Source organism: Streptomyces sp. NPDC000134 (assembly GCF_042899225.1).
Taxonomy (GTDB): domain Bacteria; phylum Actinomycetota; class Actinomycetes; order Streptomycetales; family Streptomycetaceae; genus Streptomyces.
Window position 1 is genome coordinate 204,019 of the sequence record NZ_JBIAZN010000014.1, and the last position, 19,415, is coordinate 223,433.

Annotated in this window: 18 protein-coding genes and 1 pseudogene; 12 read left to right on the forward strand and 7 right to left on the reverse strand. The window is 74.1% G+C overall.

Annotated features, from left to right (window positions below):
* Window positions 1-8: 8 nt before the first annotated feature.
* The gene (locus ACFY32_RS22275; protein WP_359195065.1) at window positions 9-1,049 is read left to right on the forward strand and encodes an NAD(P)-dependent alcohol dehydrogenase; all 1,041 of its coding nucleotides are present in this window, start codon (window positions 9-11) and stop codon (window positions 1,047-1,049) included.
* A 118-nt stretch (window positions 1,050-1,167) separates the two neighbouring features.
* On the opposite strand, the gene ACFY32_RS22280 is transcribed toward ACFY32_RS22275, so the two are convergent.
* Window positions 1,168-2,658 (reverse strand): helix-turn-helix domain-containing protein, encoded by a 1,491-nt coding sequence (locus ACFY32_RS22280; RefSeq protein WP_359195062.1) that lies wholly within the window; start codon window positions 2,656-2,658, stop codon window positions 1,168-1,170.
* A 154-nt stretch (window positions 2,659-2,812) separates the two neighbouring features.
* Between ACFY32_RS22280 and ACFY32_RS22285 the strand changes: the two genes are divergently transcribed.
* The 3 genes from ACFY32_RS22285 to ACFY32_RS22295 all read left to right on the forward strand — a co-directional run bounded on the left by ACFY32_RS22285 (window position 2,813) and on the right by ACFY32_RS22295 (window position 5,299).
* The gene (locus ACFY32_RS22285) at window positions 2,813-3,433 is read left to right on the forward strand and encodes an L-threonylcarbamoyladenylate synthase (RefSeq protein WP_359195059.1); all 621 of its coding nucleotides are present in this window, start codon (window positions 2,813-2,815) and stop codon (window positions 3,431-3,433) included.
* Window positions 3,434-3,592: 159 nt separating this feature from the next.
* Complete coding sequence (locus tag ACFY32_RS22290) at window positions 3,593-4,348, forward strand: dienelactone hydrolase family protein (protein ID WP_390675056.1); 756 nt, start codon at window positions 3,593-3,595, stop codon at window positions 4,346-4,348.
* A gap of 117 nt (window positions 4,349-4,465) precedes the next feature.
* Window positions 4,466-5,299, forward strand: coding sequence for an MHYT domain-containing protein (locus ACFY32_RS22295; RefSeq protein ID WP_359195053.1), 834 nt, complete (start codon window positions 4,466-4,468; stop codon window positions 5,297-5,299).
* Window positions 5,300-5,317: 18 nt separating this feature from the next.
* Here ACFY32_RS22295 and ACFY32_RS22300 read toward each other — a convergent pair whose 3' ends face one another.
* On the reverse strand, window positions 5,318-6,283 hold the full coding sequence (locus ACFY32_RS22300) for a TauD/TfdA dioxygenase family protein (RefSeq protein ID WP_390675057.1): 966 nt from the start codon (window positions 6,281-6,283) through the stop codon (window positions 5,318-5,320).
* Between the two features lie 176 nt (window positions 6,284-6,459).
* On the opposite strand from ACFY32_RS22300, the gene ACFY32_RS22305 reads away from it, so the two are divergent.
* Entirely contained in the window at window positions 6,460-7,290 is an 831-nt protein-coding gene (locus ACFY32_RS22305; RefSeq protein WP_390675058.1) for an aldo/keto reductase, read from the forward strand.
* A gap of 9 nt (window positions 7,291-7,299) precedes the next feature.
* Here the strand turns inward: ACFY32_RS22305 and ACFY32_RS22310 are convergent, their stop codons facing one another.
* On the reverse strand, window positions 7,300-9,642 hold the full coding sequence (locus tag ACFY32_RS22310; protein ID WP_390675064.1) for a SpoIIE family protein phosphatase: 2,343 nt from the start codon (window positions 9,640-9,642) through the stop codon (window positions 7,300-7,302).
* Window positions 9,643-9,874: 232 nt separating this feature from the next.
* On the opposite strand from ACFY32_RS22310, the gene ACFY32_RS22315 reads away from it, so the two are divergent.
* From ACFY32_RS22315 to hemC, 3 genes are all read left to right on the forward strand, one after another.
* Complete coding sequence (locus tag ACFY32_RS22315) at window positions 9,875-10,855, forward strand: ATP-dependent DNA ligase (RefSeq protein WP_390675059.1); 981 nt, start codon at window positions 9,875-9,877, stop codon at window positions 10,853-10,855.
* Window positions 10,856-10,986: 131 nt separating this feature from the next.
* The gene (locus tag ACFY32_RS22320) at window positions 10,987-11,763 is read left to right on the forward strand and encodes an NPP1 family protein (RefSeq protein WP_359195044.1); all 777 of its coding nucleotides are present in this window, start codon (window positions 10,987-10,989) and stop codon (window positions 11,761-11,763) included.
* Window positions 11,764-11,788: 25 nt separating this feature from the next.
* The gene (gene hemC, locus ACFY32_RS22325) at window positions 11,789-12,724 is read left to right on the forward strand and encodes a hydroxymethylbilane synthase (RefSeq protein ID WP_390675060.1); all 936 of its coding nucleotides are present in this window, start codon (window positions 11,789-11,791) and stop codon (window positions 12,722-12,724) included.
* A 10-nt stretch (window positions 12,725-12,734) separates the two neighbouring features.
* Here the strand turns inward: hemC and ACFY32_RS22330 are convergent, their stop codons facing one another.
* Entirely contained in the window at window positions 12,735-13,256 is a 522-nt protein-coding gene (locus ACFY32_RS22330) for a hypothetical protein (protein ID WP_359195039.1), read from the reverse strand.
* Window positions 13,257-13,566: 310 nt separating this feature from the next.
* On the opposite strand from ACFY32_RS22330, the gene ACFY32_RS22335 reads away from it, so the two are divergent.
* A complete protein-coding gene (locus ACFY32_RS22335; RefSeq protein WP_359195036.1) occupies window positions 13,567-14,361 on the forward strand; it encodes a SigB/SigF/SigG family RNA polymerase sigma factor in 795 nt (264 codons plus the stop codon).
* Between the two features lie 41 nt (window positions 14,362-14,402).
* On the opposite strand, the gene ACFY32_RS22340 is transcribed toward ACFY32_RS22335, so the two are convergent.
* Window positions 14,403-14,720 (reverse strand): ANTAR domain-containing protein, encoded by a 318-nt coding sequence (locus tag ACFY32_RS22340; RefSeq protein WP_359195465.1) that lies wholly within the window; start codon window positions 14,718-14,720, stop codon window positions 14,403-14,405.
* Window positions 14,721-14,948: 228 nt separating this feature from the next.
* On the opposite strand from ACFY32_RS22340, the gene ACFY32_RS22345 reads away from it, so the two are divergent.
* Window positions 14,949-15,752: a VOC family protein gene (locus ACFY32_RS22345; RefSeq protein WP_359195033.1), complete on the forward strand. Its 804-nt coding sequence runs from the start codon at window positions 14,949-14,951 to the stop codon at window positions 15,750-15,752.
* 11 nt (window positions 15,753-15,763) lie between these two features.
* Here the strand turns inward: ACFY32_RS22345 and glgX are convergent, their stop codons facing one another.
* Entirely contained in the window at window positions 15,764-17,911 is a 2,148-nt protein-coding gene (glgX, locus tag ACFY32_RS22350) for a glycogen debranching protein GlgX (protein WP_390675061.1), read from the reverse strand.
* Entirely contained in the window at window positions 17,908-18,423 is a 516-nt protein-coding gene (locus ACFY32_RS22355) for a pep a2 (protein ID WP_359195027.1), read from the reverse strand. The genes glgX and ACFY32_RS22355 overlap by 4 nt, the downstream gene beginning before the upstream one ends.
* A gap of 266 nt (window positions 18,424-18,689) precedes the next feature.
* Here ACFY32_RS22355 and ACFY32_RS22360 point away from each other — a divergent pair.
* A pseudogene (locus ACFY32_RS22360) lies at window positions 18,690-18,974 on the forward strand (DUF5133 domain-containing protein); the annotation flags it as partial.
* Window positions 18,975-19,095: 121 nt separating this feature from the next.
* A partial coding sequence (locus tag ACFY32_RS22365) for a maltotransferase domain-containing protein (RefSeq protein ID WP_390675062.1) occupies window positions 19,096-19,415 on the forward strand: 320 nt, incomplete at its 3' end.

The window sequence follows — 19,415 nt, forward strand, 5'->3', positions numbered from 1 at the left end:
GTTCCACCATGAAGGCACTGCAGTACCGCACCGTCGGGGCACCCCCCGAGGTGGTCACGGTCCCCGACCCGGAACCCGGGCCCGGACAGGTGCTGTTGAAGGTCACCGCCGCCGGCGTGTGCCACTCCGACATCGCCGTGATGAGCTGGCCCGCCGAGGGCTTCCCGTACGAGCTGCCGCTCACCCTCGGCCACGAGGGCGTCGGCACGGTCGCCGCGCTCGGCGACGGCGTGAGGGGGCTCGCCGAGGGCGACGCGGTCGCCGTCTACGGCCCCTGGGGCTGCGGCACCTGCGTCAAGTGCGCCGAGGGCAAGGAGAACTACTGCCTGCGCGCCGACGAACTGGGCATCCACCCGCCCGGCCTCGGCCGGCCCGGCTCGATGGCCGAGTACCTGCTGATCGACGACCCCCGGCACCTGGTCCCGCTGGACGGCCTGGACCCGGTCGCGGCGGTGCCGCTGACCGACGCGGGGCTCACGCCGTACCACGCCATCAAGAAGTCGCTGCCCAAGCTGGTGCCGGGCTCGACGGCGGTGGTCATCGGCGCCGGCGGGCTCGGGCACGTCGCCATCCAGTTGCTGCGCACCCTCACCTCCGCCCGGGTCGTCGCCCTCGACGTCGGCGAGGACAAGCTGCGCCTGGCCCGTGAGGTCGGCGCCCACGAGACGGTGCTGTCGGACGCCGGGGCCGTCGAGGCCGTCCGCCGGATCACCGGGCCGGTCGGCGCCCAGGCCGTGTTCGACTTCGTCGGCGTGGCCCCCACCGTCAGGACCGCCGCCGGGGTCGCGGGCGTCGAGTCCGACGTCACGCTGGTCGGCATCGGCGGCGCGCCGCTCCCGGTGGGCTTCGGGCTGACGCCGTTCGAGGTGTCGGTGTCGGCGCCCTACTGGGGCAGCCGCAGCGAGCTGATCGAGGTGCTGGCGCTGGCCCGCTCGGGCGCGGTGTCGGTGCACACCGAGACGTACTCGCTGGACGAGGCGCCGCTGGCGTACGAGAGGCTGCACGAGGGCAAGGTCAACGGCCGTGCGGTGATCCTGCCGGGCGGCTGACGCCTCCGCGGGGCGCGACCGGTCCCCCGTTCCGGTCGTGCCCCGCCGTGCGTCGAACCTACGCGGGCGGCCGTGCCCCTGTGAATCGTGCCGGTGCCCGCTGCCGGGCCGTGCGGACTCACCCGTGCACAGGTGAGTCCGGATGGCCCGTTTTCGTCCCCGGCAGCGCGGGCGGGTCGAGGTCACCGGCCGCCAGATGGGCGAGGACGACCTCGTACAGATCGCTTCCGGCCGCCAGCAGCCGGCGCTCCAGGAGGGGTTCGGCGCCGCGTACGTGCTCGCGCACCGTCTGCGGATGGACGCCCAGGGCGCGGGCGGCCCGCTCGGCGTTGCCGCCGGCCGCGATCCAGGTGCGCAGCGTCCGCCGGGTGCCGCGCGGGTCGGCGTCCAGCCTGCCGAGCAGGTCCCGGGCCCAGGTGCGCGGGGCGGGCCCCGCCAGCAGGCCGGGCAGCCCGGCCGGCACCGCCCCCGCGCCGGGTGCCGGGCGGCGCTGCGGGAGACCGGCCTCGGCGTTCAGGGCCAGGTGGACCGCGGCCCGGACGGTGAGGTCGGAGAAGTCGGTGCCCAGCAGCTTCTCGACCCGGTCCATGCGGGCGCGCACGGTGTTGCGGCTGACGCCGAGGATCTTGGCGGCGCTGACCGCGGTGAACTCCAGGCCCAGTCGGGTGGTGGCGAGCAGTTCGGCGCGGGTGTGGTGGGCCAGCGCGTCCAGCGGGCGCAGCAGGCACGCCGTCCAGTCGTACAGCGCGGCCGGGTCCATCAGCCGCTCGGGGCGGGTGCGCTCGGCGTACACCGCGCTCCGCCCGGGGTGGAAGCGGGCGATGGCCAGGGCGCTGACGGCCTGTCCGTAGGCGGTGGCGGTGCGGGCCAGGCTCTGCCGGGTGCTGCCGCCGAGGTAGACCCCCCGGTGCCGGCCGGCCAGCGACCGCAGGGCGGCGCCGGCGGTGTCCCGGGGCGCGACGACGATGACGTGGCCGTCCATGGCGGGGCAGCGCACCACCAGCGCCCGCTCCCCCGTCGCCCGCCGGCACTCCTCGGCCAGTCGGTCGCGTTCGCCGGGGTCGCTCTCGACGACGTACACGCACGCCGAGTCGGTGTCGAGCAGGCCCGGCCAGAGCCCGGCGGCGACCCGGCGGGCGGAGACGGTGTCCTCCACCATCAGCAGTTGCAGGATGGCCAGTCGCAGGTCGGCGGTGGCCCGTTCCAGCCTGTGCCCGGACCCGGCCTGTTCCCGGGCGGCCAGCAGCAGGGCGAGGGCCCGCGCGGTGTGGGTGACGATGCCGGAGGCGCGGGCGTCGAAGGGCGCGGCGCGGGACACCGCGAGGACGGCGGCCGGCGCGGTTCCTGCCGGGCCGGCGCGGACCAGGCGGACGTGGCGTCCGGCGTCCGTGTAGGCGGCGGAGGCGATCCGGCCGGCGGTGACCTCGCGGAGCAGGTCCTCGTCCAGCGGGGTGCGCAGGCCGGCGAGGAGACGGCCGGAGGCGTCCTGGAGCGACACCACCGCCCGTACGGCACCGGCCAGCCAGTCCACGACCCGGCGGACGTCGCCGTCGCCCGGCCGGAGCCGGTCGAGCAGTTCCTCGGCCCACGCCCGGTGCCCGTCACCCACTCGGTCCGCTCCCCTCCCCCGTCGCTCCCGGTGTCCGCCGCTCTCCGGGCTCCCCCTGTCAGCCCTCTGCCCCGATCCGGCCGGGCGACGCTACCTCATGGCCGGCCGCCCGGCCCGTTCGGCCGCCGCGCCGGGGCGGGCATAAGCTCGTCGGATGGCGAAGTACTTCGACGTGCACCCCGACAACCCGCAGCCGCGCAGCATCGCGCAGGTCGCCGACAGCATCCGCGCGGACGCGCTGATCGCGTACCCGACGGACTCCTGCTACGCGCTGGGCTGCCGGCTCGGCAGCCGTGACGGCGTGGACCGCATCCGGTCGATCCGGCATCTGGACGACCGGCACCACTTCACCCTGGTCTGCCAGGACTTCGCGCAGCTCGGGCAGTTCGTACGGATCGACAACGACGTGTTCCGGGCCATCAAGGCCTCGACGCCCGGCAGTTACACCTTCATCCTGCCCGCGACCCGCGAGGTGCCGCGGATGCTCCAGCACCCGAAGAAGAAGACCGTCGGCGTGCGCATCCCCGACCACGTGGTCGCCCAGGCCCTGCTCGCCGAACTCGGCGAGCCGCTGCTGTCCAGCACCCTGCTGCTGCCCGGCGAGGAGGAGCCGCTGACCCAGGGCTGGGAGATCAAGGACCGCCTCGACCATGTGCTGGACGCGGTGCTCGACTCCGGCGACTGCGGGACCGAGCCGACCACGGTGGTCGACTTCTCCGGCGGCGAGGCGGAGATCGTACGCCGGGGCGCGGGCGACACCACCCGGTTCGAGTAGCCGGGCGACGGACCGCCCCGGGGGGCCGGCCGGCCACGGTCGCACCGGCGGGGGCGGGCGGCGCGGGCGGCGCGGGCGGTGACCGGGCGTGCCACGATGACCATGGTCCGCCCGGGTCGCGGACGGGCCGGGCGCTCCCCACAGGAAGGCAGGCGAGCCATGACCGACGTACAGGGAACCGCTGTCGACGTCCCCACCGAGGACGGCACCGCCGACGCGTATCTGGTCGCTCCGGCGGACGGGGTGCCGCATCCCGCGGTCCTGCTCTACATGGACGCCTTCGGGCTGCGTCCGCATCTGCGGGCCATGGCGGACAGGCTGGCCGGCGCCGGGCACACCGTCCTGGTGCCCAACGTGTTCTACCGGCACGGTCGGGCGCCGGTCGTGGAGCTGCCCGAGTTCATCGACCCGGGGGCGCGACCGGAGATCTTCGAGCGGCTCGGCCCGATCATGGCGTCCCTCACGCCCGAGACGGTGACCCGGGACGCGCGAGCCTGGCTGCGGTACCTGGAGGAGTGCCCGGCGGCGGCCGACGGACCGGTGGCGCTGACCGGTTACTGCATGGGCGCCCGGCTCGCCCTGCTGACCGCGGGCACCTTCCCGGACCGGGTGGCGGCGGCGGCCGGCTTCCACGGCGGGCACCTGGCGACCGACGACCCGGACAGCCCGCACCTGCTGGCCGGCAGGATCACCGCCGAGGTGTACCTCGCCCACGCCGACCACGACCGCTCGATGCCCCCAAAGCAGCAGGAGCAACTGGAGGCGGCACTGACGGCCGCCGGGGTCCGCCACCGCTGCGAGGTCTACGCCGGCGCCCGCCACGGATACACCCAGGCCGACACCGCCGCGTACGACGCCGAGGCGGCCGAGCGGCACTGGACGGCGCTGCTCGGCCTGTTGCGTCGGACGTTCTGAGGGAGGGGTTCCGCAAGAGGAGTTTCAGCCCGGCTCCGGCGGCCCCTTGCAATTGCACGCCGGTCCCCGTAGATGTGGTGCAGCCGGAAAGGCCATGACTCTGGGGGGAGTTGGCGTATGGAAGGCACGGTCGACGGGTTCCGGTACGGGCTGGTGACACCCGTCGCGGCCTATGTGATGGCCTGTCTGGGCGGGGCGCTGGGGCTGCGCTGCACGGTCCGGTCGCTGTTCAACCACCGGTCGTGGAAGCCGGGCTGGCTGGCGCTGGGCGCCGCCTCCATCGGCTGCGGCATATGGACGATGCACTTCATCGCCATGATGGGCTTCCAGATAGCCGAGACCCGCGTCCGCTACGACGCGGGTCTCACCATGCTCAGCCTCGCCGTGGCGATCGCCGTGGTCGGCGTCGGCGTGTTCACGGCGGGCTACCGGGGGTCCCGGCCCGGCACGCTGGCCCTCGCCGGGGCCGTCACCGGGCTGGGGGTGGCCTCCATGCACTACCTGGGCATGGCGGCACTGCGCCTGGACGGCGACATCCGCTACGACACCCTCACCGTCGCCCTGTCGGTGGTGATCGCGGTCGCCTCGGCGACGGCGGCGCTGTGGGCGGCGGTCACCGTGCGGGGGTTCCTGGCGAGCCTGGGGGCCAGCCTGGTGATGGGCCTGGCCGTGTCCGGGATGCACTACACGGCGATGTCCGCGGTCAGCGTCCATGTGCGCCACGGCGGCAGCTCCTGGGCCGGTGACTCGCCGGCCACGCTGCTGCCGATGCTGCTGGGCCCGGTGGCCTTCCTGCTGCTGGCCGGGGTGGTGGTGATGTTCGACCCGCTGCTGGTCCTGGGCGAGGGCGGGAGCAGCCGGCCGGCCGGCCACCGCCCCCGCCCCGCCCCGGCCCCGCCCGCCGGGAGCCGGGCGCGGGGCGCGGACCGGCCCTCCGGCCACCGCGGCTGACGCCCGCGGGCGGCCGGGTCACCAGCGTCCGGGCGCGCTGCCGGTGATCGCCTCCGAGCGGCGGCCGTCGACACCGACGGGGACGTCCCCGGCCAGCATCACGCGGTGCATGATCCGGGGATGGTCCAGGTGGGCGGTGTCGCCCGGGGCGAGGTGGATGGTGGCCCGGTTGTCCCAGAAGGCGACGCTGCCCGGCTCCCAGCGGAAGCGGACCGTGTACTCGGGCCGGACCGCCTGCTCCAGCAGCAGGTCGAGGACGGCCCGGCTCTCGGGGCGGGACAGGCCGGTGATCTGCTCGACGTAGTAGCCGTTGACGAACAGCACCCGCTCGCCGGTCTCCGGATGGACCCGTACCAGCGGGTGGACGGTGGCGGTCTGGTGGTCCAGGAGGTGCCGGACGTAGCCGTCGTCACCCGGCCGGGGCTGGTAGCCGACGCCGAGCCGGTGCTCGGCGCGCAGCCCGGCCGCGAACTCCCGCAGCGGCGCGGACAGTCCGGCGTAGGCGGCGGCCAGGTTGGCCCAGGTGGTGTCGCCGCCGTACGGGGGCACGGTCTCGGCGCGCAGGATCGTCGCGGCCGGCGGGTCGATCCGGGCGCCGTGGTCGCAGTGCCAGCCCCGCAGCAGGCTGGGCCGGCGGCGGGCGAGCCACTCGTCGTGCGCCATGCCGAACCGGCCGCCCAGCTCCAGCCGGTCGGCGGTCGTCTCGATCTCCGGGACGTCCGGCGGCGACGCCCTGCCGCGCCGGGGCAGTACGACCGGTTCGCCGAACCGCCGGGCGAGGGCGACGTGTCCGGCGTGGTCCAGTCGCTGGCCGCGGAAGAACACCACCTTCCAGCGCAGCACCGCCGCCCGGATCGCGGCGGTCTGCGCCTCGTCGAGGCCGGCCGCCAGGTCGACGCCGGTGATGTCGGCGCCGATGTGCCCGGCGGCGGGCCGGACCTCGATGCCCGGGGCCCCTTCCCGCGTGATCCTGTCCGTCGTCATGCGCGCTCCGCTCGGTCGTCCGTCCCGGTGTCCACCGGTGATCGTGACAGGCCGGGCCGCCGTCGGCCATGGTGCCCGGCGGTCGCGGTTGATCACGGCCGCGTCGTCGCGGAGGCTGGAGGGGCGGCGCCGGACGGCCGTCGCGCCCGTACGCAGTCGAGGGAAGGTTCCCTGTGGTGAACAGCATTCCGGCACACCCGCTCAACGACGGCACGACGCTGCCCGCGCTGGGGCTCGGCACCTGGCCGATGGACGACGCGGAGGCGGAGCGGGAGGTGGCCGGGGCCCTGGGCCTGGGCTACCGGCTCGTCGACACGGCGGCGAACTACCGCAACGAGAGCGGCGTCGGCCGCGCCCTGGCCGCCGCCGGCGTACCGCGCGAGGAGATCGTCGTCACCACCAAGCTGCCCGGCCGGCACCACGGTTACGAGGAGACGCTCGCCTCCTTCGAGGAGTCCCGGGCCCGCCTGGGCGTCGACTACGTGGACCTGTACCTGATCCACTGGCCGCTGCCCCGGGTGGACAGGTACGTGGACTCCTGGAAGGCCATGATCAAGCTGCGGGAGGAGGGGCTGGTCCGGTCGATCGGGGTCTCCAACTTCACGGTCGAGCACATCGAGCGACTGGAGAAGGAGACGGGCGTGCTGCCGTCCGTGAACCAGATCGAGCTGCACCCGCTGCTGCCGCAGGAGGAGCTGCGCGCCTTCCACGAGCGCAAGGGCGTGCGGACCGAGAGCTGGAGCCCGCTGGGCCGCGGCGCCGACCTGCTCGGCGACCCGGCGATCGGCTCGGTCGCCGAGGCGCACGGGGTGACGCCCGGCCAGGCGGTCCTGCGCTGGCACGTGCAGCTCGGCGCGGTTCCTGTCCCGAAGTCGTCCGACCCCGGGCGGCAGCGCGCCAACCTGGACGTCTTCGGTTTCGAGCTGGACGCGGACCAGATGCGGGCCGTGGCCGGCCGTGCCCACCGGCGGCTCGGCGGCGACCCGGACACCCACGAGGAGTTCTGACCGGCCCGGTCAGCACGGGGGCAGCGGCTGCTCGGCCCAGATGGTCTTGCCGGTGCCGGTCTGCCTGCTGCCCCAGCGCTGGGTGAGCTGGGCGACCAGCAGCAGGCCCCGGCCGCCCTCGTCGTAGGCGTGGGCGCGGCGCAGGTGCGGGGAGGTGGAACTGCCGTCGGAGACCTCGCAGATCAGGGTGCGGTCCCGGATCAGGCGGAGCTGGATGGGGGGTTCGCCGTAGCGGATGGCGTTGGTGACGAGTTCGCTGGCCACGAGTTCGGTGACGAAGGCGGTCTCGTCCAGGCCCCAGGCGGTCAGCCGGTCGGTGACGGACTGGCGGACGGCCGCCACCCGCGCCGGGTCGGGTGAGACGTCCCAGGTGGCGACCTGGTCGGCGCCGAGCGCGCGGGTGCGGGCCAGCAGCAGGGCGACGTCGTCGCCGGGGTCCTCGGGCATCACGGCCTTGAGGACGTTGTCGCACTGGGCGTCCAGCGAGGCGGCGGGCGCGGTCAGGGCGCGGCACAGTTCCTCGGTGGCGTGGTCGACGTCGCGGTCCCGGCCCTCGATCAGCCCGTCGGTGTAGAGGGCGACTACGGAGCCCTCGGGAAGCTGGAGTTCCGTCGCCTCGAACGGCATCCCGCCGACGCCGAGCGGCGGCCCGGCGGTGACGGGGAGCGGCCGGGCGGTGCCGTCGGGCCGGAGCAGGACGGGCGGGGGGTGGCCGGCGGCGGCCAGGGCGAGGCGGCGGGAGACCGGGTCGTAGACGGCGTACAGGCAGGTGGCGCCGAGTTCGGCGGCCTCCCCGTCGCCGTCGTCGGAGGCGAGGTGGCTCACCAGGTCGTCGAGGTGGGTGAGGAGTTCGTCGGGCGGCAGGTCGACGTCGGCGAGGGTGCGCACGGCGGTGCACAGCCGGCCCATGGTCGCCGAGGAGGGGATGCCGTGGCCGACGACGTCGCCGACGACGAGGGCGACCCGGCTGCCGGAGAGCGGGATCACGTCGAACCAGTCGCCGCCGATGCCGGCCGCCGACCCGGAGGGCAGATAGCGGTGGGCGACCTCGACGGCGGCCTGTCCGGGCATGCCCCGGGGCAGCAGGCTGTGCTGGAGGGCCAGCGCGGTGGTGCGTTCCCGGGCGAACCGGCGGGCGTTGTCCACGCTGACGGCGGCCCGGCTGGCGAGTTCCTCGGCGAGGACGATGTCGTCGGCGACGTACGGCTGCTCGCCGGCGGCACGGGCCAGGACCATCACGCCGAGGGTGGTGCCGCGGGCCAGCAGCGGCACCGCCAGCGTGGAGCGGATGCTGTCGCGGAAGCCGCGCTGGTCGGGGGCCTGTTCGTTGCGGACCCGCACCCAGCGGTCGAAGTCCGGGTCGCCCGGCCCGGTGAGCACCGGACGGGCCTCGCGGACCGCGCGGGCGGGCGCGGAGTACGGTGGGTAGACGCCGCTGTCGCCGAGGCGGACGGAGGTCCGCCGGGGGCCCTGGGCGGTGGCCCGGTGGGCGACCCGGCGCAGCACGAGGTCCTCGGCGGTCACCGCGTACGGCTCGGCGGCGCCCAGGACCCAGTCGAGCAGGTCGACGCTGGCGAAGTCGGCGAGGCGCGGCACGAGGAACTCGATCAGCTCCTCGGCGGTGCGGACGACGTCCAGGGTGGTGCCGATGCCGGCCGCGGCGGCGTTCAGCAGGCCCAGGCGCTGGCGGGCGCGGTGCTGCTCGGTGCTCTCCAGGCCGGCGACGGCGACGGCGGCCACCTCGCCGGAGGGGTCGCGGATCGGCCACATCTCGACGATCCACGCCTGTTCGCCGAGGACGGAGGAGGCGGAGCTGAAGGTCTCGTAGCGCAGGGGCCGTCCGGTGGCGGTGACCTGCCGCAGATGCCCGAGGAAGACCGGGTCGCCGGCCTCGATGCTCTCCATGACCTCCGGCAGCGGCCGTCCGATCAGGTCCCGCTCGGTCAGGCCCATCATCCGCAGGGCGGTGTCGTTGACGCGGAGGTAGCGCTGCCCGGTGTCGTGGACGGACATCGACAAGGACGCCTGCCGGAAGGTCTCGCCGGTGAGCACGAAGGCCCGCTCGCCGGGCTGCTCGGCGGTCACCGCGTACCCGCCGGGGGTGCCGTCCGCGCCGAGCAGCGGCCAGCCCCGCAAGGTCAGCGCCACGGCGGAGCCGTCCCGGTGCCGGACCAGGACCTGGCCCGACAGCGCCGCCACGGCCCCCGGCGGCAGATCCCGGGCGAGCAACTCCAGGGCGGCCCGGCCCACGGCCTCCTCGGCCGGGTAACCGGTCAGTCGCCGGGCGCCCTCGCTCCACCCGGTCACCGTGCCCTGGGCGTCGATGATCGCCACGGCGGAGACCTGCTCCATGTCGTCCAGGATCATCCCTCCGCGTCCGGCTCTCAACCGGGGAGGGGCGGTTCGGGGGGTCCGGGCGCGCCGCTGAAGGGCGAGAAGCGCGTCACCGCCGACGACCCCGGGGGTGCCGCCCCGCGTCACCGCCGGCGGCCCGGGGGCGGCCGGCGCCGGGCGCCGACGCCGTTCAGGCGAACCTGGCCGGCACGGCGCGTGACGGCGGCCCGGGACGTCGACACCTTCACCCGTGGAGCTGCCGCTGATCCCTCCCATGCTCGCCACGCCCGGGACCCTGCCGCCCGCCGCGCAGGACGCCCGCTGGGCCTACGAGACCAAGCAGGACGGCCAGCGCGTGGTGGCCTATCTGCCCGGTGACGGCAGCGTGCTGCTGCGCGCCCGGTCCGGGCAGGACATCACCGGCGCCTACCCCGAGCTGCGCACCCTCGGCGCGGCGGTCGGCGTCACCCCCGCCGTCCTGGACGGCGAGGTGCTGGCGCTGGACCCGGGGGGCCGGGCCGACTTCCAGTTGCTCCAGTCCCGGATGGGCCTGGCCCACGCCCCGGGCCGCGCCGCGCACCGGGCGGCACGGGTCCCGGTGCACCTCGTGCTCTTCGACGCGCTGCACCTGGGCCGCCACTCCCTGCTGCGCCGCCCCTACAGCGACCGGCGGGAGCAGTTGGAGGGGCTCGGGCTGAACGGGCCGTCCTGGTCGACCCCCGCCGCCCTGGTCGGCCACGGCGAGCAGGCGCTGCGGGCCACCCGCGAGCACGGCCTGGAGGGACTGGTGTGCAAGCGGCTGGACTCGGTGTACGAGCCGGGGGTCCGCTCCCGGGCCTGGATCAAGATCCGGAACATGCGCAGCGAGGACGTGGTGATCGGCGGCTGGCTGCCGGGCAGGGGCCGGCTCACCGGGCTGCCCGGCGCGGTCCTCGTCGGCCAGCGCGCCGCGGGCGGGCTGCGGTACGTCGGCGGGGTGGGCACCGGCTGGAGCGAGGCCGAGCGCGCCGAACTGGCCGGGCTGCTGCGCGCCGCCGGCACCGACCGGTGCCCCTTCGATCCGGTACCGGCCGTTCCCGGGGCCCGCTGGGTGGTGCCCCGGCTGGTGGGCGAGGTCCGCTACAGCACCCGTACCCGCGAGGGGATGCTGCGTCAGCCGTCCTGGCTGAGGCTGCGCCCGGACCTGGCGCCGCAGGAGTCGGCGGCGGACGTTCCCGACGACCTGGTGTGACGCGAGCACAACAGTTGGGCTGATCTTCATCACGGGGTCGCCCGTGCCCTCTTGGCACGGCAGGGCGATCAGGGGATTCTGAACTCCCTTGCCCCCCACAGCCGTTGGGCTGCGCCCACGAGGAGGACGCAGTGTCGCCGAGCATGTCCCGGACCCGCCGCAGGAGATGGCTCACCACCGTCGCCGGAGCCGTCGCCCTGGTCGTCGCCTTCCCCGCCACCGCCTTCGCCGCCCCGCCCCCGGCGCTGCCCGCCAACGCGGACGCGGCCGAGCGGACGTACCAGCCGGCCTTCGACTACGACACCGACGGCTGCTACCCCACGCCCGCCATCAGCCAGGACGGCACGGTCAACGCCGGCCTGAACCCGACCGGCGCGCTCAACGGCAACTGCCGTGACGCCGCCGACCTGGACAACACCAACAGCTACTCCCGCGCCAAGTGCAACAACGGCTGGTGCGCCTATCTGTACGGCCTGTACTTCGAGAAGGACCAGGCGCTGCCCGGCAGCAGCCTCGGCGGCCACCGGCACGACTGGGAGCACGTCGTGGTGTGGGTGCAGGACGGCCAGGTGCAGTACGTGTCGACGTCCAACCACGGCTCGTTCACCGTGCACGCCCGCTCGGCGGTCCGCTTCGACGGCACGCACGCCAAGATCGTCTACCACAAGGACGGCATCAGCACCCACTGCTTCCGCCTGGCGACCTCCGGCGACGAGCCGCCGGAGAACCACAAGGGCACCTGGCAGTACCCGCCGCTGATCGGGTGGAACGGCTACCCGGCCGGGGTGCGCGAGAAGCTGGTCGCCTACGACTTCGGCAGCGCGAACTTCGGTCTGAAGGACGGCAGTTTCGTCTCCCACCTGACGGCCGCCAAGCCGTCCGGTATCGCCTTCGACCCGGGCGCCTGACCCGCGGGCCACTATCGTGTCCCGCATGACCGTTCCCGAAATGATCCGGATCGTCTCCCGCGACTCGCCCATGGCCCTCGCTCAAGTGGCTCGGGTCCAGGGCGAGTTGGCAGAGCTGCATCCCGGGGTGCGCACCGAGGTGGTCCCGGTGCGCACCACCGGTGACAAGTGGCTGGGCGATCTGGCGCGGGTCGAGGGCAAGGGCGCCTTCACCAAGGAGGTCGACGCCGCGCTGCTGGCCGGCGAGGCCGACCTCGCGGTGCACTGCGTCAAGGACGTGCCCGCCGACCGTCCGCTGCCGGCGGGCACGGTCTTCGCGGCGTTCCTGCGCCGCGACGACATCCGCGACGCCCTCGTCCACCCGGGCGGGCTCACCCTGGACGAGCTGCCGGCCGGGACCCGGATCGGCACCTCCTCGGTGCGCCGGGTGGCCCAACTGGCCGCTTCCCACCCGCATCTGACGTGCGTTCCGTTCCGCGGCAACGCCAACCGGCGGCTGGCCAAGCTCGCGGACGGCGAGGCGGACGCGCTGCTGCTGGCCCTGTCCGGGCTGGAGCGCATCGGCCGTACCGACGTGGTCAGCGAGGTCCTCTCGCCCGAGGCGATGATGCCGCCGATCGGCGCGGGCGTCCTGGCGTTGCAGTGCCGGGAGGACGACCACCGGCTGATCGACGCGGTCAGCGGCCTCGGCCACCCGGACACCCACCGCGAGGCCACCGCCGAACGCATGTTCCTGCACGTCCTCCAGGGGCACTGCAACAGCCCGATCGCCGGTTACGCGCGGGTCGACCGCACCGGCGAACTCTCGCTGCGCGCCTGTGTCTTCACCCCGGACGGCAAGACCCGGCTGAACGCCCACGAGTGGGCGGGCCGGCTCGACCCGGCCACCCTCGGCACCTCGGTCGCCGTCTCCCTGCTGCGCCAGGGCGCCCGCGAGATCATCGACGGCATCCCGCACTGAGGCCCCGCCGTCAGGCGGTGCCCTCCTCGGCCTGGCCGCGCAGGAAGGCGCCGATCTGGTGCGCCAGCTCCTCGCGGCCGGCGGCGGGGCAGCCTCCGGCGGCCGGTGCGTCCGGTCCGACGCCGCCGGTCCACAGCCTCCGGCCGGTCCACTCCTCGTCGACCCGCATCTGCACCTGGACGTCGACCCGGTCCAGGTCGGCCTCCGGGCCGGCCGCGTAGAGCACGGCGGTGACCCGGCGCAGCGGATAGACGTCGAAGCCCTCGACGAACTGGGAGTTGCGCCAGTCCAGGAACGCGGCCTCGCCGTCGGGGCCGATCCGCACGTCGATCTGACCGTCCTCCAGATGGATGCCGAACTTGCGTTCGCCCCGGTTCTCGACGATCACGCGGACCCGGAAGTACGCGAGCCCCTCCGCGGCGTCGTCCCGGCCGCGCGGCGGCTCGGCCCGCTCCACCTGGTGGACACGGACCCGCAGTCCGGGGTGATCGTCATACTCCTGCCAGTCCCCGACCACGTTCGGCTCGTACACGGTGCACCTCTCGACCTCTTGGAGCTGCTTCCTATCCGTGTGCTCAGTGCACTGTCAAATGCACGGAATGCGCCGTGGCCAGGGAGTTCGCCCGTTTTGCTCGGCGATCAAGCGCTGCGCAGCGACGATCCCCCGGCGGCCGTCCCCGGGACCGGGACGGGGCGTGCCGCACATCACGTCCCGGGCGGGCGCGGAGCCCCTTGCTCCGCATCCCCGGCCCTATGTCCTGCTATATGGGTGATTGTTTGAGAATATATGTATCTGGGAAAGCGCATGGCAGCGCTTCGGACCCCTGCTGAAGGAGGTGCGCATGACGCGTATCGCCGGCAGAACCAAGCCCCACCCGCATGACGACGCGCCCGACACGAGCGCGGATTTCGAGCGCCTCGCACGACTGCCCCAGTGCCCGGAGCGCAAGGCGCTGCGGGACGAGCTGATCCGGGTCTGGCTGCCCATGTCGGAGCGGATCGCCGTCCGCTTCCGGGGCCGCGGGGAGAGCCTGGAGGACCTGTACCAGGTGGCGGCCCTCGGCCTGGTCAAGGCCGTCGACCACTACGATCCGGCCCGCGGTCACGCCTTCGAGGCGTACGCCGTCCCCACCGTGACCGGCGAGATCAAACGGCACTTCCGCGATCACATGTGGACGCTGCACGTGCCCCGACGGGTCCAGGACCTGCGCAACCGGGTGCGGCGCGCGGCGAAGGAACTGGCCCAGACCACCCCGGGACGCGCCCCCACGGTCGAGGAGATCGCCGAGCAGGCGCAGCTCACCGTGGCGGAGGTGAGCACCGGCCTGGAGGCGCTGGAGTGCTTCACCGCGCTGTCGCTGGAGGCGGAGATGCCCGGCACCGACGGCTACGCGCTCGGGGACGCGATCGGCGCGGTCGACCCGGCCTTCGACACCGTGGTCGACCGGGTCGCCGTACGGCCCTGTCTGCAGGCGCTGCCCGAGCGCGAGCGCACCATCCTCTACCTGCGCTTCTTCCGGGGCATGACGCAGAGCCACATAGCCCGGCAGCTCGGCATATCCCAGATGCACGTCTCCCGGCTGCTCAGCGGCTGCTTCGCCCAGCTCCGCGAGGAGATACTCGCCGACCCCCGCTGACCCGGCCCCGCCCCGCCCCGCCGCCCGGCGGCCGGGCGGGGTCACGGCGGCGGCGCGCCCGGGATCTGGGTGGGGCCGTGCCGGTCCAGGGCCGCCTCCAGGGCGGCCCGGATCTCGCCCGGCAGCGCGCCGGTGCGCCCCCAGAGCAGGATCAGCTCCGCGACATTGCGCAGTTTGACGTTGGTGTGCTGGGAGACCTCCTTCAGCACCGCCCAGCCCTGGTCCGGCGAGACCCGGCCGAGCACGACGACCATGCCGATCGCCTGGTCGACGACGGCGTGCGAGACCACCGCCTCCTTGAGCTGCCGGACCTGCTCCTGAAGCTCGTCCGTCCGGTCCGGGTCCCCGTCCCTGGACATGGTCACCTCCGGGGTACGGCCTGTCGCCGCCGCCTGCGCCGCGTGCTGTCGCTCCGACGCGTCCATCGTCGCCACTGGTCACCCTCCCTGCCACTGGGCCGTACGGGGCGATACGCCGCCGTTTCGCTGGTTCCGTCGGGGTACTCGGCAGGCGCCCCCAGCACGTCCGGCTGGACACTGGTACGCGAGCCGGTGACCGCCGGTGGACGAGATCAGGACGCGACTGCCATGAATCACGACACGACCTCCCCCGCCGGTGCCACGGACCGCGTGTCCACGCGGTCCGTGTTCGGGGCGCCCTGCTGGGTGAGTCTGACCAGCCGGGACTTGCGGACCACCGAGGAGTTCTACTCCGCCGTCCTCGGCTGGCAGTGGCGGCCCGCCCGGCTCGGCGACAGCTTCCGGATCGCGCTGGCCGACGGGGTGCCGGCCGCCGGGATCGCCGCGGTCGCCACCATGTGGCAGATGGCGGTGGCCTGGACGCCGTACTTCGCCGTGGTCAGCGCGGACCAGGCGGCCGGACGGGTGCAGGAGCGCGGCGGCACCGCGGCGGTCGGGCCGATCTCGCTGCCGCCGGGCCGGGCGGCGCTGCTGGCCGACCGGGACGGCGCCACCTTCGGTGTCTGGGAGGGCGAGCTGTTCAGCGACTGGGAGACCTGGCGGCGCGCCCAGCCGGCCTTCATCAAGCTGCGCACCCGGGACGCCTTCGACGCCGCCATCTTCTACGGCGAGGTCCTGGACTGGGCCTCCGGCCGCCCCGGCGCCTGCGAGGTCGGCTACGAGGGCGGCGAGGTGGTCCTGCGCAGCGGCGGGGACGTGGTGGCGCGGATCGAGTCGGGCGCGCTGGGGGCGGCGCCCGACCCGACCATCCGGCCGCACTGGCAGGTCCACTTCTTCGCCTCGGACGTCGCCGCCTGCGCGCGGGCCGCGGAGCTGCACGGCGGCAGCGTGCTGTCCGCGGGCGAGGGCGAGGCGGTGCTCCGCGACCCCGACGGCGCGCCGTTCACGGTCACCTCGCGCCGCGGGCACTGACGTCACCTGCGTCACCGGCCGGACCGCGAGGGCCGGGACAGCAGCACCAGGCTGCGCGGCTCCACGGTGACCGTGGTGCCGGCCTTGTGCTCGGTCTCGTCCGGTACGCCCTCCGGGTCGGCGGTGTCGACGAGGGTGGTCCAGCGTTCGCCGTAGGCGACGTCGGGCAGGCGGAAGCCGGCCGGCTCCCAGTGGCTGTTGAACAGCAGCAGGAAGGAGTCGTCCACGACGGGCCTGCCGCACGGGTCGGGTTCGGCGATGGCGTCGCCGTTGAGGAAGACCCCGACGGCGTGGGCGTCGGAGCGCCGCCAGTCGTCGTCGGTCATCTCCCGGGCGTCCGGCTGGAGCCACACCAGGTCGGGCAGCGGCTGCCCGGCGTGGGTGACGGTCTCGCCGCGGAAGTAGCGCCGGCGCCGCAGCACCGGGTGGGCGGCGCGCAGGCCGATGACGCGCCGGGCGAACTCCAGCAGGCCGCGCTGTTCCCCGGTGAGCCGCCAGTCGATCCAGGAGATCTCGTTGTCCTGGCAGTAGGCGTTGTTGTTGCCGCGCTGGGTGCGGCCCAGCTCGTCGCCGTGGCAGAGCATCGGGATGCCCTGCGAGAGCATGAGCGTGGCCAGCAGGTTGCGCTGCTGGCGGGCGCGCAGCTCCAGGACGGCCGGGTCGTCGCTGTCGCCCTCGGCGCCGCAGTTCCAGGAGCGGTTGTGGCTCTCGCCGTCCGCGTTGTCCTCGCCGTTGGCCTCGTTGTGCTTGTCGTTGTACGACACCAGGTCGCGCAGGGTGAACCCGTCGTGCGCGGTGACGAAGTTGACGCTCGCGCGGGGGCGGCGCCGGCTGTGCTGGTACAGGTCGGAGGAGCCGGTCAGCCGGGACGCGAACTCGCCCAGCGTGTGGTCCTCGCCGCGCCAGAAGTCCCGTACGGCGTCGCGGTACATGCCGTTCCACTCCGACCACAGCGGCGGGAAGTTGCCCACCTGGTAGCCGCCCTCGCCGACGTCCCAGGGCTCGGCGATCAGTTTGACGCGGCTGATCACCGGGTCCTGCTGGATCAGGTCGAAGAACGCCGACAGCCGGTCCACCTCGTGGAACTGCCGGGCCAGGGTGGCCGCCAGGTCGAAGCGGAACCCGTCGACGTGCATCTCGGTGACCCAGTACCGCAGCGAATCCATGATCAACTGGAGGACGTAGGGGTGCCGCATCAGCAGGCTGTTGCCGGTGCCGGTGGTGTCGTAGTAGTGCTGCCAGTCGCCGTCGACCAGGCGGTAGTACGAGGCGTTGTCGATGCCCCGGAAGGAGAGGGTGGGGCCGTTCTCGTTGCCCTCGGCGGTGTGGTTGTAGACCACGTCGAGGACGACTTCCAGGCCGGCCTCGTGCAGCGCCTTGACCATGGCCTTGAACTCGGTGACCTGCTGGCCGCGGGTGCCGTGGGCGGCGTAGCCGTTGTGCGGCGCGAAGAAGCCGATGGTGTTGTAGCCCCAGTAGTTGGACAGGCCGCGGTCCTGGAGGACGCCGTCGTGCACGAACTGGTGCACCGGCATCAGCTCCACGGCGGTCACCCCCAGCGAGGTGAGGTGCTCCACGACCGCGGGGTGCGCCAGCCCGGCGTAGGTGCCCCGCAGTTCGGGGGGCACCTCGGGGTGGGTGCGGGTGAGGCCCTTGACGTGGGCCTCGTAGATGACGGTGTCGGCGTAGGGCCGCCGCGGCGGGCGGTCCTCGCCCCAGTCGAAGAACGGGTCGGTGACCACGCCGAGCATGGTGTGCCCGGCGCTGTCGGCGGGGTCGGGCCGGCCCGGCGCCCGCTCCAGCAGCGAGCGGTGGTTGTCCATCGACCCGTCCACCGCGCGGGCGTACGGGTCCAGGAGCAGCTTGGCCGGGTTGCAGCGGTGGCCGACGGCCGGGGCCCAGGGGCCGTGCACGCGGTAGCCGTAGCGCTGGCCGGGGCCGACGCTGGGGAGGTAGCAGTGCCACACGAAGCCGTCGACCTCGGGCAGCGGGACGGAGCTGTGGGTGCCGTCCTCGTCGACGAGGACCAGCTCGACGCGTTGGGCGACCTCGCTGAACAGGGCGAAGTTGGTGCCCTGTCCGTCGTAGGCGGCGCCCAGCGGGTAGGGGTGCCCGCTCCAGACGGGCACGCCCTTCCAGTCCGGTCTCGCGGCGGTCACCGGGCCTCCTCCAGGATGCCGTCGGTGCCCGAGGCCCGGTCGGCGAGCCGGGCGACCGGCATGATCTCACGCGGCACGTCCAGCCCTTCCTGGGTGATCGGCGTGGGTGCCGTGGGCACCAGCGGGACGCGTGCGCCGGCACGGGCACGCTGCGAGAACCAGATGACCTTGGCGCCGGTGTCGGTGGCGCAGCACCCCCAGCCGTCGCTGGTCGCGGCCAGGTGCTCCAGGCAGTCGCGCAGGTCCTGATCGGGACGGAGTCCGTGGTCGTTGCCCCCGACGGCCGTGATCAGGTGCTGGCCGTTCCACCACAGCTCGATCGACGTACGCTTGTCGCCGGCGTGCTCGTCGATGGCCCGGAGCAGCATCTCGGCGCCGCCGCAGACGGGCTGCACGAGGTTCTCCAGGTCCCAGAACCTGAGGTGAGCGGCCAGGATGCGCCTGACCTGTCGGACCCGTTCCGGACTGACTTCCACGTCGAGGTGGTAGTAGCGGGGGACTGCGGTCTTCATCGTCGTTGACTCCTCACCGCGAAGCTCTCGCTCCTTCCCGTTCCTGGCGGACCGGGCCCCGAACACGAAGCGCGAGCGGGCATCGCTTCTGAGTCACTCCAGCGTGGGAGCAGTAGTCCATTCGTGCAACACGAGGGGGCGGCCGGCACCCCGCCCGCACCCCCGCCCCGGGTGGTTGAAGCTCCAACAAGACGCTGGGTTGTCACCCGTGCACCATGTGTGAAGTACTCACCCGTCCATCGACTCCCGGAAGGACACAGGGCACCATGCTGCTACCTGCGAAAGCCGAGGTCGCCCGGGAGTTGCGGCGGTACCGGGCCCGGGAACGGATGATGCTCGCCTCGCCCGCCGACCGCTCGGTCCGGGCCGCCTTCGAGGACTCCGGCCATACCCTGTGCGTCCTGATGGGGGCGCGCTGCGCGCGGGAGGCCGCGGACGCCGCCGAGCGCTATCTGCGCCCGCCCCGGGTCACCCGTGTGCGCGAGCAGGACGACCGGCCCCGGGCCGTCCGAGCGGCCCGGCGGGGCCCGCCGGCGACGGACCGGCACACGGACCGGCACACGGACCGGCACACGGACCGGCACTCCCAGGACCGGCATTCTCAAGGCCGCCGTACCCCGGACCGGCATGCCCCGGACCGGCGTACCCAGGACCGGCGTGCCCCGGACCGGCATGCCCGGGACCCGCTTGTCTCGTCGGGGCGGAAGACCCCCTCCGGCGCGGCGTGACCCCTTGGCCGGGCCGGAGGGCCCGGCCGCGAGCAACGGCGGAGGTGAGAGGCCGATGAGGACGACTTCGACGATCGGGCGCATCCCCGTACGGGACGTCCGTCCCCTGGTGGACGGCGGCCGGCGCCCGGCGAAGGCGGTGCCGGGCGAGACGTTCCGGGTCAGCGCGACCGTGTTCCGGGAGGGGCACGACGCGGTGGCCGCCGATGTCGTCCTGCGCGATCCCGACGGCCGGCCCGGCCCCTGGACGCCGATGCGGGAACT

Excerpts from the sequence above, each read along its gene's own strand:
- ACFY32_RS22310 (WP_390675064.1), bottom strand. The coding sequence starts at position 9,642 with ATGGAGCAGGTCTCCGCCGTGGCGATCATCGACGCCCAGGGCACGGTG.
- ACFY32_RS22340 (WP_359195465.1), bottom strand. The coding sequence starts at position 14,720 with ATGTCCAGGGACGGGGACCCGGACCGGACGGACGAGCTTCAGGAGCAG.
- ACFY32_RS22355 (WP_359195027.1), bottom strand. The coding sequence starts at position 18,423 with ATGAAGACCGCAGTCCCCCGCTACTACCACCTCGACGTGGAAGTCAGT.
- ACFY32_RS22345 (WP_359195033.1), top strand. The coding sequence starts at position 14,949 with ATGAATCACGACACGACCTCCCCCGCCGGTGCCACGGACCGCGTGTCC.
- ACFY32_RS22275 (WP_359195065.1), top strand. The coding sequence starts at position 9 with ATGAAGGCACTGCAGTACCGCACCGTCGGGGCACCCCCCGAGGTGGTC.
- hemC (WP_390675060.1), top strand. The coding sequence starts at position 11,789 with ATGACCGTTCCCGAAATGATCCGGATCGTCTCCCGCGACTCGCCCATG.
- ACFY32_RS22290 (WP_390675056.1), top strand. The coding sequence starts at position 3,593 with ATGACCGACGTACAGGGAACCGCTGTCGACGTCCCCACCGAGGACGGC.
- ACFY32_RS22335 (WP_359195036.1), top strand. The coding sequence starts at position 13,567 with ATGACGCGTATCGCCGGCAGAACCAAGCCCCACCCGCATGACGACGCG.
- ACFY32_RS22300 (WP_390675057.1), bottom strand. The coding sequence starts at position 6,283 with ATGACGACGGACAGGATCACGCGGGAAGGGGCCCCGGGCATCGAGGTC.
- ACFY32_RS22285 (WP_359195059.1), top strand. The coding sequence starts at position 2,813 with ATGGCGAAGTACTTCGACGTGCACCCCGACAACCCGCAGCCGCGCAGC.
- ACFY32_RS22295 (WP_359195053.1), top strand. The coding sequence starts at position 4,466 with ATGGAAGGCACGGTCGACGGGTTCCGGTACGGGCTGGTGACACCCGTC.